This is a genomic window from Azospirillum thermophilum, from assembly GCF_003130795.1.
GTDB lineage: Bacteria > Pseudomonadota > Alphaproteobacteria > Azospirillales > Azospirillaceae > Azospirillum > Azospirillum thermophilum.
In genome coordinates, this window is the sequence record NZ_CP029356.1 from 667,441 (window position 1) to 682,150 (window position 14,710).

13 protein-coding genes and 1 CRISPR repeat array (1 of these 14 cut by a window edge) are annotated in these 14,710 nt (G+C 70.3%); all 13 genes read right to left on the reverse strand.

The window, feature by feature from the left end; all coding sequences use genetic code 11:
- Positions 1-1,303: a CRISPR direct-repeat array (repeat unit 36 nt; unit sequence ATTGTAGCCGATGGGAAACCGCGGTCCAGCCGCAAC); it begins 715 nt to the left of the window's first position.
- 81 nt (positions 1,304-1,384) lie between these two features.
- The 13 genes from DEW08_RS24145 to DEW08_RS24205 all read right to left on the reverse strand — a co-directional run bounded on the left by DEW08_RS24145 (position 1,385) and on the right by DEW08_RS24205 (position 14,644).
- On the reverse strand, positions 1,385-2,590 hold the full coding sequence (locus DEW08_RS24145) for an acyl-CoA dehydrogenase family protein (protein ID WP_109332002.1): 1,206 nt from the start codon (positions 2,588-2,590) through the stop codon (positions 1,385-1,387).
- A gap of 30 nt (positions 2,591-2,620) precedes the next feature.
- Complete coding sequence (locus tag DEW08_RS24150; protein WP_168220496.1) at positions 2,621-3,613, reverse strand: ABC transporter substrate-binding protein; 993 nt, start codon at positions 3,611-3,613, stop codon at positions 2,621-2,623.
- 38 nt (positions 3,614-3,651) lie between these two features.
- Entirely contained in the window at positions 3,652-4,452 is an 801-nt protein-coding gene (locus DEW08_RS24155) for a class II aldolase/adducin family protein (protein WP_109332009.1), read from the reverse strand.
- 80 nt (positions 4,453-4,532) lie between these two features.
- Positions 4,533-5,660, reverse strand: coding sequence for an LLM class flavin-dependent oxidoreductase (locus tag DEW08_RS24160; protein WP_109332010.1), 1,128 nt, complete (start codon positions 5,658-5,660; stop codon positions 4,533-4,535).
- Between the two features lie 44 nt (positions 5,661-5,704).
- Positions 5,705-6,742, reverse strand: coding sequence for an ABC transporter substrate-binding protein (locus DEW08_RS24165; protein ID WP_181449479.1), 1,038 nt, complete (start codon positions 6,740-6,742; stop codon positions 5,705-5,707).
- Positions 6,743-6,768: 26 nt separating this feature from the next.
- Entirely contained in the window at positions 6,769-7,593 is an 825-nt protein-coding gene (locus DEW08_RS24170) for an ABC transporter ATP-binding protein (protein ID WP_425429136.1), read from the reverse strand.
- A 27-nt stretch (positions 7,594-7,620) separates the two neighbouring features.
- On the reverse strand, positions 7,621-8,433 hold the full coding sequence (locus DEW08_RS24175) for an ABC transporter permease subunit (protein ID WP_109332012.1): 813 nt from the start codon (positions 8,431-8,433) through the stop codon (positions 7,621-7,623).
- Positions 8,434-8,560: 127 nt separating this feature from the next.
- Positions 8,561-9,472, reverse strand: coding sequence for a LysR substrate-binding domain-containing protein (locus DEW08_RS24180; protein WP_109332013.1), 912 nt, complete (start codon positions 9,470-9,472; stop codon positions 8,561-8,563).
- A 29-nt stretch (positions 9,473-9,501) separates the two neighbouring features.
- Positions 9,502-10,497, reverse strand: coding sequence for an ABC transporter substrate-binding protein (locus tag DEW08_RS24185; RefSeq protein WP_109332014.1), 996 nt, complete (start codon positions 10,495-10,497; stop codon positions 9,502-9,504).
- A gap of 11 nt (positions 10,498-10,508) precedes the next feature.
- Complete coding sequence (locus DEW08_RS24190; RefSeq protein WP_109332015.1) at positions 10,509-12,113, reverse strand: rhodanese-like domain-containing protein; 1,605 nt, start codon at positions 12,111-12,113, stop codon at positions 10,509-10,511.
- Positions 12,114-12,127: 14 nt separating this feature from the next.
- Positions 12,128-12,766: a cysteine dioxygenase family protein gene (locus DEW08_RS24195; protein ID WP_109332016.1), complete on the reverse strand. Its 639-nt coding sequence runs from the start codon at positions 12,764-12,766 to the stop codon at positions 12,128-12,130.
- Positions 12,767-12,779: 13 nt separating this feature from the next.
- Positions 12,780-13,574: an ABC transporter ATP-binding protein gene (locus DEW08_RS24200; RefSeq protein ID WP_109332017.1), complete on the reverse strand. Its 795-nt coding sequence runs from the start codon at positions 13,572-13,574 to the stop codon at positions 12,780-12,782.
- Positions 13,568-14,644, reverse strand: a complete 1,077-nt coding sequence (locus DEW08_RS24205) for an ABC transporter permease (RefSeq protein WP_109332021.1) — start codon at positions 14,642-14,644, stop codon at positions 13,568-13,570. Before DEW08_RS24205 ends, DEW08_RS24200 begins: the two co-directional genes overlap by 7 nt.
- Between the last annotated feature and the right edge of the window lie 66 nt (positions 14,645-14,710).

Below are 14,710 nucleotides of genomic sequence, written 5' to 3' on the forward strand. Positions count from 1 at the left end.
TGCGAGTCCTGTATTGTAGCCGATGGGAAACCGCGGTCCAGCCGCAACAGCATCGACGCGAAGCCCACCATCCCGGTGATTGTAGCCGATGGGAAACCGCGGTCCAGCCGCAACTACGGGCTACATCGACTTCCTGCGCCATGAATTGTAGCCGATGGGAAACCGCGGTCCAGCCGCAACCCATGCATGGCCCCAATGGAGCCACCGCCGATTGTAGCCGATGGGAAACCGCGGTCCAGCCGCAACAGTCAGCAACTCATGGCGGATTTCCGTGCGATTGTAGCCGATGGGAAACCGCGGTCCAGCCGCAACGCCTCCCGCCTCCGGGACACTCCGAAGAGAATTGTAGCCGATGGGAAACCGCGGTCCAGCCGCAACGAGGATGGCGTTCTCAAGCGTCGTGCGCCGATTGTAGCCGATGGGAAACCGCGGTCCAGCCGCAACCGCAGCAGACCGCTGGGCAACAGAGCGTCGATTGTAGCCGATGGGAAACCGCGGTCCAGCCGCAACGATGGTGCGGATATGGTCCTGCACATGCAGATTGTAGCCGATGGGAAACCGCGGTCCAGCCGCAACGAGCTGCGGGTGTCGGAGGTCGCGCTGGTCATTGTAGCCGATGGGAAACCGCGGTCCAGCCGCAACGGATGGACCCGCCGGTCGGCGTCTTCAACCATTGTAGCCGATGGGAAACCGCGGTCCAGCCGCAACCGGGCAGAGAATAAGCGGATGACGGCGGACATTGTAGCCGATGGGAAACCGCGGTCCAGCCGCAACCCGCGCTGTCTTGACCCACTTCACGCCGTCATTGTAGCCGATGGGAAACCGCGGTCCAGCCGCAACCCGCGCTGTCTTGACCCACTTCACGCCGTCATTGTAGCCGATGGGAAACCGCGGTCCAGCCGCAACGACGTCGGCGGCGTCGACGCGCGACAGCTGATTGTAGCCGATGGGAAACCGCGGTCCAGCCGCAACAACCGGGTTCTCGTCCATGTCTACTGGAGCATTGTAGCCGATGGGAAACCGCGGTCCAGCCGCAACGCAAACGTGCTGCTTGCGGGCCTTCACCACCATTGTAGCCGATGGGAAACCGCGGTCCAGCCGCAACCTTCAGCAGGTCGTAGACGTTGACCCCGAAATTGTAGCCGATGGGAAACCGCGGTCCAGCCGCAACGCGTCAGGTCGCTGTCCGGGTGGACGCGCGATTGTAGCCGATGGGAAACCGCGGTCCAGCCGCAACGGAATCAACATCTTCTTCAACGGCGGCGGGATTGTAGCCGATGGGAAACCGCGGTCCAGCCGCAACGCGGCATAGAGCTGGGTCCCCGGCACGGTTCAGTTCGGCCGTGAAAGCCATACATGGTCAGCGTGCCTTCTCCGCTGGGCTTCACCGTGAAAGGGCGGCACGGCCGGCACCGGTCAGGATCATGTCGTTCTGCGGGGCGTGGACGCGGGCGCACAGCACGTCGCGGTGATGGCGCTCCAGCGGGTTGTCGCGCGACAGGCCGGGATTGCCGGTCACCTCCAGCGCCCGCGCCACCGCGTCGATGGCGTTGTTGGTCACCGTGTACTTCACCAGCAGGCTGTCGCTCTGCGAGGGTGCTGAACCACCGTCCACCGCCGCCGACAGGGAGCGCAGCAGCACGCCGTTGGTCAGCAGCAGCGCCTCGATCCCGCCGAGCGCCTCCTGCAGGCGGGGAACAGTCGCCAGCGACGCACCGCCCAGCGCCGTCGGCCTGCGGGCGTGCAGGAAGCCGACCAGCCAGTCGCGGGCCGAGCGGGCTATACCGTCATAGACGCCGCTGAACAGGGTGGACATCCAGGCGGTGGCTGCCGCATCGGGGGCCGCCCAGCCGGCGGGCGGGCGCAGCTCGCCGGCATGGTCGTCGGGCACAAAGATGTCGCGGAACACCACTTCGTGGCTGCCGCTGGCCCGCATGCCGATGTGGTTCCAGGTCTGCCGCACCTCGATGCCCTGTTCGGCGAATCCTATGCCGCGCGGCACCACCCAGGTGCCGACCAGCGGTTCGGCATCGTCGGTGCGCGCCCAGACGCCGAGCCAGGAGAGCGCCGGAATGCCAGTTGAGTAGATCTTGGTGCCGGAAATCCGCCAGCCACCCGGCACCTTGCGTGCCACGGTGGCCGGCAGGCCGCCGCGGTGGGGCGTGCCCAGTTCCGGCTCCACCCGCAGGATGTTGATCAGGGCGCCGTCGGTCGCTGCGGTGCGGGCGATCCGGTCGCGCAGGGCTTCCGGCCAGGCAGGACCATGCCAGAGCTGGTTGTGGATGACATAGTGCAGCACCAGCACGAGCGCGGTGGACGGTTCGCCGCGCGCGATCCCGTTCACCACGGCCAGGGCGTCCCGCAGGCCGCCGCCCTTGCCGCCGGCCGACGGCGGATCGACCAGCGCCAGCAGTCCCGCCGCCTGCAAGCGTTCGAAGTTCTCGAAGGGAAAGCTGGCGGCGGCATCATGCTCGGCGGCACGCAGCGCGAACTCCGCCGCGAGGGCGGCGATCGACGCCTCGTCGACCACCGTGGCGGTGCTGGCATCGCCGAAGGGGGCGGCCGGGAAGGGCGGGTCGTCAAAGGGCATGGCAGGCGGCTCCGCTGCGATGGAATGGGCTCAGGCGAGGTCGACCGTGATGCGTCCGGCGAAGCGCTGGCTGTCGGTCGAACGCTTGATGACCGACACGCTCTTCAGCTCGTCGGTGTAAAGCGCAAGCTGATGGCGCAGCTCGTCGCCGACGGGGGTGACGTTGTGGGCGTGGCTGCGCAGCATCGCCTCCAGCTCCTCCACCGGGAATTTCGGGGCGAAGGGCGCATAGGCCGCGGCGGCGGCGCGCAGGTCGGCATAGGCGGCATGCTGGGCCTCGATCAGCGCGGCGGTCAGCGCCCTGGCCGCCGGACGGTTGTCGCGCAGCAGGCTGCCGCGCACCCCGACGAGGCAGCAGGTGCGGGTCGCGAACTCGCCGCAGACGTTGTTGGTGATCTCCACCATCCGCGGATCCTTGGTATGGCGCCAGACCAGCGGATCGCCGTCGGCGATCGCGTGGATCTCGCCCTTCTCCACCGCCAGCCCCAGCAGGTCGGCGGGGAACTGGCGCCATTCGACATCCTTGTTCGGATCGAGGCCGAACTTGGTCAGCACGACCGAGAAGAAGTTCTTCGACGGGCTGGCCATGTCGCTGACGCCGATGACCTTGCCCGGCAGGTCCAGCACGGTCTTCACCCCCGCCGCCTTCGCCCCGAACAGCCGCATGCAGCCGCCATGCAGGCCGGCCGAGATCTTCACGTCGAACCCCTGCTCCAGCGGCTTCAGCCAGCGCAGCGCCATGCCGACGCCGGCATCGGCCTTGCCGGTGGCGATGGCCTCCAGGAGCTGGTCGGTGGAGCCGGTGAAGTTGACCAGCTCCACCTCCAGCCCGTGCTTCTTGAACAGGTCGAGCTGGAAGGCCAGCGGCACGGCGGAGAAGCAGACGGCACCGGCGTTCCAGGACAGGCGCAGCGGTTCCGCCGCCACTGCCCGGCGGCGCAGGACGAAGGGGGCGGCGAGGGTGACGGCACCGGCGGCGATCAGGCCGCGGCGGGTGAGGGAAAGAGGCGGGTTCGCGGTCATCGGTCGTGGACCTTTGCAGGAAATGGGGAGGGACAGGGTCAGTCGAGCAGGTCGGGTTCGGCCGCCACGATCCATTCCCACAGCGGGTGGAAGCTGTAGGCGCCGCCCTGATGGGTGCCGACCTGGGAGCGGGTCAGCAGTGCCGTCTCATGATCGATGGGCTGCGGCTGGCCGGCGGCTTCCGCCAGCAGTTGGGTATGGGCGGCGTTGTCGGCGCTGATGAACCACCAGGCCGCGGCCTCGACGGTCGGGCCGACGGTCAGCAGGCCGTGGTTCTTCAGGATCGCCAGCTTCCTGTCGCCCAGCGTCTCCACCAGCCGCTCGCCCTCGCCTTCGGTCAGGACGACGCCCGAATAGGGATCGAAGATCACCTGATCCTCGTAGAAGGCGGCGGCATCCTGGCTCAGCGGGTTGAGCAGGCGGCCCAGCGCCGACCATGCCTTGCCGTAGGTCGAATGGGTGTGGGCGGCGGCCACCACCTCCGCGCGCGCCCGATGGATGGCGGAATGGATGGTGAAGCCGGCCTGGTTGATGGCCCGGTCGCCTTGCAGGATGGTGCCGTCGCCGTCGACCAGATGCAGGTCCGACACCCGGATGGTGCGGAAATGCTGGCCCAGCGGGTTGATCCAGAAGCGGTCGGGATGCTCCGGGTCGCGGGCGGTGACATGGCCGGCCAGCCCCTGGTCGAAGCCGTAGCGGCCGAACAGGCGGAAGGTGGCGGCCAGCCGCTGCTTGCGGTGCTGCCGCTCCTCCTCGACGCTGCTGTAGCTGACCGGATCGACCGGCGGCCAGAATTTGCGCCCTTCGGATCCAATGGGTCGCGGTTGGATGTGGGTCATCGGGCGGGGGCTCCGTCGGGAAGGGGGGCAGTAGCCGGTGTCGGCGTCCACCACGTCGCGCAGGGGTTCGCCACCTGCCCTCACTCCGCCGCGACGGCCTGGGCGCGCTGGCGCTCGGTGACCAGTTGGCGGACGCGCGGCAGCAGCTCCCGGCCATAGGCGATGGCGTCGGGCAGCGGGTCGAAGCCGCGGATCAGGAAGGTGGTGACGCCGAGGTCGTAGTAATCCAGCAGCGCGTCGGCGACCTGATCCGGCGTGCCGACCAGCGAGGTGGAGTTGCCCTTCGCCCCGGTCAGGGCGGCGATGGCGGTCCACAGGCGCTTGTCGTGGCGGTGGCCCCGGTCGGCGGCGGCATCGGCGATGGCCAGCAGGCGGCGCGCACCCTCGTTGCTGGGCAGGTCGCCGCGGGTGAAGCCGGTCCTGTCCAGCAGCGCCTTGGCCTTCTCATGGATGGCCTCGGCCCTGGCCCAGGCGGCGTCCTCGGTGTCGGCCAGGATCGGACGCAGCGACAGGCTGAAGGCCGGCTGCGGCCGGCCGGCCTTGGCGACGGCGGCACGCACGCGGGCCAGCAACTCGCGCACCTGATCGTGGGTCTCGCCCCACACCGCATAGGTGTCGGCATGGCGCCCCGCCACCTCGACGGCGGCTGCGGAGGCGCCGGCGATCCACACCGGGATGCCCGACGGGTTGTAGGGCTTCACCTGGGAGAACGCCTTCTCGACCCGATAGAAGCGGCCCCGGTAGTCGAAGGGCTCGTCGCTGGTCCATTCGGCGCGGACGATGTCGAGGAACTCCGACGTCCGGGCATAGCGGTCGTCCTTGTCGTCCACCGTGTTGCCGTCGCGGGCCAGCTCGCTGCGCTCGGCGCCGGTGATGACGTTGATGGCGACGCGGCCGCGGCTCAACTGGTCGAGCGTGGCAAGCTGGCGGGCCAGGATGGTCGGCGCCTGGAAGCCGGGGCGGTGGGCGATAAGCACGCCCAGCCGGTCGGTGACGCTGGTGATGTGCTGGCTGACCTGCAGGCTGTCGGGCGCGTCGGCGTGGAAGGCCTGGAGCACCGAATCGAAACCGCCCAGCTCATGTGCCTTGGCGACCGTCTCGATATAGTCGCGGTCGACCACCGGGCCCTGGCGCGGGATGATCTCCGACGAATTGTGGTTGCCGACGAAGCCGACGAAGCGGAGCGGATGGGCGGAAGCGGTGGTCATGGCGGAGGTCCCCTTTTGTGCGTGACGAGGGTTCGGGTGAGGAATCAGCTGAGCGGACGCGACAGGACGTCGGCGAAGCGGCGGTCGAAGGCCGGGGCGATGTCGATGCGCCTGGGCAGCACGCCCAACTGGTGGAAGGTGTCGGCGACGGCCTGGGCGGACGCGATGTCGGCGTCGGTGATCGGCGCCAGGTCGCGCTGGCGCGAGGTCTTGCGCAGGATCTCCAGGTCGGTTTCGACCGGCACGCCGATGGCGGCGGAATGGACCTGCGCCCAGCGCTCCAGGTTGGCGGCGCGCCAGGCGAAGGCGCGGCGAAGACGCAGCAGATAGTCGCCGATGGCGGCCGACTTGCCCGGATCGCCGAGCGCGTCGGGCGAGGCGAGATACAGGTAGTTGCCCGACAGGTAGCCGTTGGAGGTGATCAGGACCCTGGCGCCCTTCCTGACGGCGAAGGGCACCGAGTAGCCGTAGATCGCCCAGGCATCGAGCGCGCCCTGGTCGAAGGCGGCCTGTCCCTCCGACGGAGTGAGGCTGATCGCCTGGATGTCTGTGAAGCGCAGGCCCGCCTCGCCCAGCATCCTGGCGAGGTAGTATTGCGTGGTTGTGGCGCGGACATAGCCGACGCGCTTGCCCTTCAGGTCGGCGATCGACCGGATCGGGCTGCCCGGCGGCACCAGCACCACCTGCCAGTTCACGTCGTCCTTGATGACCGCGACGATCGACAGGCGGGCCCCGGCGGCGATGCCGAAGGCCGGCGGGATCTCGCTGCTCGACCCGACGTCGATGGAGCCGGCGTTGATCGCTTCGACGATCAGGTTGCCCGACGCGAATTCGGCGAATTGCGACCGGTAGCCGGACCGGGCATTGCCCGATGCCTCCAGCACCAGCCCATCCGCCGCCTTGTAGTCGGCGATGCGCAGGACGGTTTCCGATGTCGGGCCGGAGGCGGCGTGCGAAAGGGTGGGCAGGCCGCCCAGCGCCAGAGCACCGCAGGCCCCGGCTGCGCTGCGCAGCAGGTTCCGGCGGCCGATCGGCGGGCGGCCGATCAGGGGGAGGTGGGGGCGGGCGATGTCGGTCGTCATGGCGGGCGGGGTCCGTGGGGGGAAGGTCAGCGGTCGGGTGCGGCCGCGGCGCCGGCGGGCAGGCCGTAACCGCCCGGCACCGCGCCGCCCGCCCGGGGGTCGGCGCGGTGCGCCTCCCGTCCGGCCGGATGCTCCTCACTGACGCCCAACTCGGCCAGCAGGCGGGAGCGCAGCGCGATGAAGCCGGGATCTCCGTGACGGCGCGGGCGGGCCAGCGGGATCGGGATGTCGGCGGCGATCCTGCCGTTCGCCATCACCACGGCGCGGTCGGCCAGCAGCAGCGCCTCGTCCACGTCATGGGTCACCAGAAGGACGGCGGGGGCATGGGCGCGCCACAGAGTCTCCACCAAGCCCTGCATGCGCATGCGGGTCAGCGCGTCCAGCGCGGCGAAGGGTTCGTCCAGCAGAAGCAGGCGCGGTTCGCGGACCAGGGCGCGGGCCAGCGCCGCCCGCTGCGCCTCGCCGCCCGACAGGGTCAGCGGCCACGCCCGGGCGCGGTGGGACAGCCCGACCTCCGCCAATGCCGCGAGGCCGCGGGCTTCGGCATCGGGGTGACGCAGGCCCAGCGTGACGTTGCGCAGCACCCGCATCCAGGGGACCAGCCGCGGCTCCTGGAACACCACGGCGCGCTCGTCCGGCACCTGCACGGTCCCCTCCGGCGCCGGGTCCAGCTTCGCCAGCGTGCGCAGCAGTGTGGACTTGCCGCAGCCGGAGCGGCCGAGCAGGGCGGTGAAGGAGCCCGGCTGGAGGTCGAGCGACAGGCCATCCAGCACATTGCCGTTGCCGAAGTTGCGGACGAGGCCGCGGACGCCGACGACGGGCTTGCCGACCGCGGGCGGGGAGGCGGAAATCCGGGAAAGGGCGTGGCTCATGGAGCGTCACTCCTTGATGAAGGCCGGGCGCCAGACCAGCGCCGAGCGTTCGATGAGGCGGACGGTCAGGTCGGCGAGCAGGCCGAGAATGGCGTAGACGATCAGGGCGACGATGATCACGTCGGTGCGCAGGAACTCCCGCGCCGTCATCGCCAGATAGCCGATGCCGCTGGAGGCGTTGATCTGCTCCCCGACCACCAGGCTGAGCCAGGCGACGCCGAGGGCATAGCGCAGCCCCGTCAGGAAGGCGGGCAGGGCGCCCGGCAGAATGACCTGGGCGATCAGTTCCCACCGGGTCAGACCCAGGGTGGAGACGGCCTCCACCACCTTGGCGTCGACGGTGCGGATACCGGCGAACAGGTTCAGGTAGATCGGGAAGGCGGTGCCGAGCGCCACCAGGGCGATCTTCGGAGCCTCGCCGATGCCGAACCACAGGATGAACAGCGGCACCAGCGCCAGATGGGGCAGGGTGCGCAGCATCTGCAGCAGCGCGTCCAGCGCATCCTCGCCCCGCCGCGACAGGCCGGCGATCAGGGCGCAGACCGTTCCGGCCGAGACGCCGATGGCAAGCCCGGCGCTGACCCGGCCCAGCGAGACCAGCAGATGAACCGCCAGTTCGCCGCTGACCGTCAGGTCCCAGAAGGCCGCCAGGATCTGGCCGGGCGAGGGGATGGAGCGGGTGGAGATCCAGCCGAGCCCGACGCTGGCCTGCCACAGGACCAGCAACGCCAGCGGCACGGCACAGCGGCGGAGAACCGCCGGAAGCGTCAGGACGCGGGACCGGCGTCCCGTCGGTCTGGTCGCGGTGGCTGCCGTCATGGTCCCTCCCGTGGCCGTTCAATTCGGTGGCTGCGGGAGGAATCGTATCTCTATTGTGTGAATAGGAAAAACAAAAAACACAGTCATAACTGTTGAGAAAAAATCAACTTACGATATTAAAATGTAATTACGACGCCTCTGTCTGATTCAGGACCGCAGGCAGCGAATTGGCGAGGATTGCATGCAGCCGGTCGACGGCGGGAGCCGCCGCGGAGGGCGCGCGGTGCAGTTCCAGCGGGACCGAACCCAGCGCCGGCAGGCCATGACGCTGCCCGAGGATCGTCAGCGTGTCCGGCAGGCCGAGCGGTGTGCGGACGGTCACACCCAGCCCGGCCTCCACCGCCGCCCACAAGCCGGAAAGGCTGGGGCTGGTGAAGGTGATGCGCCAGGGGCACCCGTCGCCGTCCAGCCGTTCGATGCCGTGCTGGCGGAACATGCAGGGCGCGTCGAGCAGGGCGAGCGGCAAAGGACTTTCCGGATCGGGGCGAAAGCCCCCGTGCGCCACCCAGACCACAGGAAGATGGGCCAGCGTCGCCACGCCATTGCCGGATGCTGCTCCGGCCGGATTGCCGCCGATCTCGCCGAAGGCCAGGGCAAGATCGAGCGCGCCTTGCGCTACCCGCTCGCGCAGTTCGCGTCCGCGGCCGACCTGGGCCTCGACATGGACGCGCGGGTGGGCGCGGTGGAAAGCGCCGAGCACCGCGGGCAGCCGGCGTTCCGCCAGATCCTGCGGAAAGCCGACCCGCACGGTGCCGTCCATTGCCCGGCCGCGGGCGGCCGACAGGGCTTCGTCGTTCAGCGCGACGATGCGGCGGGCGTAGCCCAGCAGCAGGTCGCCGGCATCGGTCAGCGCCACCGTGCGGCCGGCCTTGCGGAACAGCGGCTGGCCGACCTGCTCCTCCAGCTTCTTCATCTGCAGGCTGATCGCCGACTGGGTCCGTCCCAGCCGCTCGGCGGCGCGGGCGAAGCCGCCATGCTCCATGGCGATCACCATCGCCCGCAGCACGTCCATGTCGAGGTTGGTGGGACGCATCGCCATCGCGTCGCCCTTGGGCCGTTCCGGCGCCGTCAGGCCGGCAGCACGCTGTTGAAGCCGGGATCGAAGATCGCCGCCGCGTCCAGCCGTTTCTGGATGATGCCGAACTCCCGCCAGACGTCGGCGGTGGCCTGCTGGTCGGTGATGACCCTGGCGTCGATGGCGACCGGCCGCGCCCGCTCGACGCCGAAGGTGTGGCGGGCGATGGCTGGATCGACGCCGACCGCCCTGGCCCAGATGTCGGCATAGGCGGTGCTGTTCTCCAGGGCCCACAGCCGTGCGGCGGCGGTCCGGCGGATCAGGTCGGCCAGCGCCTCGCGCTTGGTGGTGATCGTCTCCAGCGTGGCGGACTGGTAGGACAGACCGCTCATCAGCCCGGTTCCGGTCACGACCGCGCGGGCGCCGTCCACCAGCAGCGCCTGCGACACGTAGATCCCCCAGCTCGACCAGGCGTCGATGGAGCCGGCGGCCAGCGCCGACTTGGCGTCCGACGGCAGCAGGAAGGCGATCTTCACGTCATCGGGCTTCAAGCCGTTCGCTTTCAGCGCGGCCAGCACGAGATAATGGCCGATGGAGCCGCGCCCGGTGCCGATGGTCTTGCCCTTCAGGTCGGCGACGCTGCCGATCGCGGATGCGCCCGGCACAAGGATGGTCGTGCTCTGCGGGTTGGAGCGCACGGCGCCGATGATCTTGGCCGAGGTGCCGGCGGCCAGCGCGAAGGTGGTCGGCGCATCGCCGGCATAGCCGACCTCGATGGCGCCGGCGTTCAGCGCCTCCAGCAGCGGGGCGGCGGCCGGGAACTGGCTCCATTCGATGCGGTAGGGCAGGTCGGCCAGAAGACCGGCGGCCTCCAGCACCGATTGCACGCCGCCCTTCTGGTCTCCGACCTTCAGCACGGTACCGGCGGGAATGGCCGCCCGCGCCGCCGGGATGCCGAGGGGCGACAATCCGGCGGCCACGGCACCGGCGCCGAGGCCGAGGACACCGCGCCGCGACAGCGGGGGGAGCGAACGGGAAAACGATGGCATGGCTCTCTCCGTCAGATGACGCGGAAATTGTGGGCGCCGTCGCGCTTGAGCTGTTCGACCAGTTCGAGTTCCCAGTCGATGTAGCCCTGCATGGCGGCGGCGCTGTTGTCGGTGCCCTCGTAGGGACGCTTGTAGACGTCGTCGGGATCGGGTCCCAGCCGGTTGAGGTCGGTGCTGAGCGGCAGCCCGGCCGCCACCCAGCCCTTGGTGCCGCCCTCCAGCAGCAGCGGGCGCCGATCGGCGGGAAAGTCGGCGACGGCGTAGCGGGTCAGCGTGCCGTCGCCGCAGGTCAGCACCGGCCTTACCCCCTTTGGCAGACGGGCGATGGTCCCGGCCAGCCGGGCGCGGGTGGAGAACCATGCCCCCGGAATGTGGCCGGCGCGGTAGCGCGGGCTGCGGGTGATGTCGATCACCGCCGCTTCGCCGTTCTCCAGCAGGGGGAGCAGGTCGTGCGGAGAGATGACCTCCGCCCCGACCTCCGGCGCCGGGGGCAGGCGGCGGCGGTCGGGACCGCTCTCGGCGCCCAGGGCGGGGACGTCGCCCTCCAGCACATGCACCTCCCAGCCGAGCTGGGCGAGCCAGGAAGCGGTCATGTCGGCGCGCGGACCGCCGCCGCCCGCCGGATCGTCGGCCAGCACGATGCGCGCTCCCCGCACCGCCACAAACTCGTCGGTCGCCTGGACGAGCTGGCCGCCGGCGGCATGGCGGAAGCCCGCCGGATGGCCGGCCTCATACTCGTCCGGCGTGCGCACGTCGAAGAGGTGGAGTGTGCGGCGCTCGTCACTGCGGAAGCGGTCCAGCGTCGCCGCGTCGATCCTGCCGACCCCGGCCCGGTCGGCGACGGCGCGCGCCGCCCGGCGGCCTCTGGCGTCGCCTTCGGCGGACACCTCGGGGAAGCGCTCCCCGCGCCCGCTGTCGAGGGTCAGCCCGGCCAGCGTCCAGCCGATGGTGCCGTTGCGCAGAGCCGCCACCCGGTTCGGGATGCCGGCATTGACCAGCGACTGGGTGCCGATGATCGACCGCGTGCGGCCGGCGCAGTTCACCACCACCAGCGTGTCCGGATTGGGGGCGATGTCGTGGATGCGCTTGACCAGCTCCGCCCCCGGCACGCTGATGCCGCCGGGGATCGACATGGTGCGGTACTCCTCGAAGCGGCGGGCGTCGAGGATGACCAGATCGGCCTTGGCGTCGATCAGCGCCTTGACCTCCCCGGCGGGCAGCGAGGGGGTGTGGCGATGATGCTCCACCCACTCGCCGAAGGCCTTGCTGGGCACGTTCACGTCCCGGTAGACCTCGAAGCCGGCGGCGATCCAGCCGGCCAGACCACCTTCCAGCAGCGTCACGTCGCCGTAGCCCAGCGTCTGCAGCCGGCGGGCGGCCGGCTCGGCATACCCCTCGCCGTTGTCGTAGACGGTGATCGGAACGTCGCGGCGCGGCAGCAGGTCGTAGGCCAGCAGCTCGACCCGGCTGAGCGGCACCGACACCGCGAACAGCGGGTGGGCCAGCGAATAGGGGCCTTCCTCCCGTGCGTCGAGCAGGGCGACCTCGTCGCGCTCGATCCAGGCGCGGCGGATGTCGGCGGGGTGGCGGGTGGACAGCGGTGCGGCTGCGGTCATGATGCTTCGGATCCTCAGGCGGCGTGGGGGACGGGCTGCGAGCGGTCCCACAGGTTGGGCAGGGCGCTGTTGGCGTAGCCGGAGATGAAGGGCTTGCGCCGGCCGGTCAGCGGGTCGAACACCGACCGCCGGATGGCGCCGATGTTGCCGCCATAGACGTGGATGCTGATGGAGGGCCGGTCGGGCAGCGCGTTGGCGATGGCGTGGACGTCGCCGATGCGGGGCGACACCGCCTCGACCGAACCGGCCTCCAGGATCTCGGACGGAAAGGCGACGGGCGGGCCGCCCTCGCGCGGCAGGTCATAGCGTTGCGAGAGCTCCGCCCCGCGCAGAATGCCGACGAGGCCCCAGACCGTATGATCATGGATCGGCGTCCGCTGCCCCGGCCCCCAGACGAAGCTGACGACGGAGAAGCGTTCGTAGGGGTCGCAATGCAGCAGATATTGCCGGTAATGCACCGGATCCGGCCGGGCGTAGGCCTCGGGCAGCCAGTCGTCGGCCGCGATCAGGTCGGCCAGCAGGAGGCGGCCGGCGTCCAGCAGCGCGGCCTCGTCGTCGCCGACCCGCTCCACCAGCCGGGTGAAGTCGGCGATGAAGCCGCGCAGGCGGGGCAGGTTGGGGATGGATGTATCGGGCGTGATGCGGTCGGACATGGTGTCGGTGTCCTCACCAGGTCTCGGCCAGGCCGAGAAGGTCGAGAATGCGGTGGCGCAGCTCGGTCAGAACCGGGTCGCCGCGATGGCGGGGATAGGGGCGGTCGACGGGCAGGTCGGCCTTGATGCGGGCCGGGCGTCCGCTGAACACGATCACGCGGGTCGCCATGAACAGCGCCTCCTCGATGTCGTGGGTCACCAGAAGCCCGGTGAAGCCGGCTCTGCGCCACAGGTCGACCAGTTCGCTCTGCATGGCCAGCCGGGTCAGGCTGTCCAGCTTGCCAAGGGGTTCATCCAGGATCAGCAGACGGGGGTCGTTGACCAGCGCGCGGGCCAGCGCCGCCCGCTGGGCCATGCCGCCCGAAAGCTGGTGCGGATAGGCCTTCTCGAAGCCGGCCAATCCGACCAAAGCCAGCGCCTTGTCCACCCGGTGGCCCTGGGAGCGCAGCAGGCCGCGCGCCTCCAGCCCCAGGGCGACGTTGTCGCGCACGGTGCGCCAGGGGTAGAGCGTCGGGTCCTGGAAGACGACGACGCGCGACGGGTCGGGTCCGGCGATCGGGCGGCCGTCTGCCAGGATGCGGCCGCGGCCGGGCGGCTCCAGCCCGGCAACCAGGCGCAGCAGGGTGGATTTGCCGCAGCCGCTCGGCCCCAGCAGGGCGACCAGTTCGCCGGGCTCGACCCGCAGCTCCACCCCGTCGAGCACCGGCAGCGGCGCGCCGTGCAGGTCGAAGCCGTGGCTGACCGCCTGCACGTCGATCGCCATGCCGGCCGTCATGCCGGCGGTCTCGGCAGTCTCAAGCGCTACCATTTCAGCATTCCCTTCTGCCAGGCGAGCAGGCGGTCGCGGACGCGGAACAGCAGCGCGACCAGACCGGAGCAGAGCAGCGCCATCACCAGCAGGGCCGCATACATGTTGCCGTAGGCGGCCCAGCCCTGGGCCCATTGCAGGTACCAGCCGACGCCCGACTTCACCCCAAGCATCTCCGCCACCACCAGCACGGCGAAGGAGGCGCCGAGCCCCATGAACAGACCGACGAAGACATGCGGCATCGCCGCCGGAACGGCGACCTTCAGCACCAGGAAGCGCTGCGAGGCGCCCAGCGTGCGGGCGATGTCGTAATAGGCGCTGTTGACGCCGGCGACGCCCGACCAGGTCAGCACCGTCACCGGAACGCCGCTCGCCAGCGCGATCAGGAACACGCTGGCGCTCCAGCTCGTCGGGAAGGCGAAGAAGGCGATGGGCAGCCAGGCGGTCGCCGGCAGCGGACCGATCAGCCGCAGCACCGGGTGGACCCAGTAGCCGACCGCGCGCGACCAGCCGATGGCGACGCCCGTCACCACGCCGAGCACCGATCCGACGGCAAAACCGGTGACCAGCAGCTTCAACGAGGCGGCGAAACAGTCGAGCAGCCGCGGCCAGTCGTCGAGATAGACCTCCAGCAGCGCCTGCGGCGGCACGAAGAAGGGCCGCGGCAGCAGGCCGAGCTTGGCGGTCAGGATCTCCCAGCCGGTCAACGCCAGCGCCAGCGCGATCAGCCAGGGCACCGCTGCCGACAGTCCGGCGACGGCCGAGGCCAGCCGGCCGCGCGGCGTCGGGCGGATGGCCGTGGACAGCGGTGCCGCCAGCGCCAGCAGCCCGGCGGCCACCACCAGCAGGCTCGCGAACTCGCCGGTCCGCTCCCACTCTTCCGCATCGGGCCACAGGGCCGTCACCCCGGCGGCAAGGAGCCACAGCAGGGCGGCGGCGGAAAAGCGCAGCAGACGCCCGGCCGGCAGGCCGCCGTCCGGCAAAGCCCCGCCACCCGGCAAGGCTCCGCCACCCGGCAAGGCTCCGCCATTGACCGCCGGCAGGGCGGCGGCCGTGTCGTTCACGCTCATGATGGTCCTCCGGTTCGGCCGGATGAGCGGCCGTTACGGCAAGTGGGTGGAAAGAGGGCCGCCGCG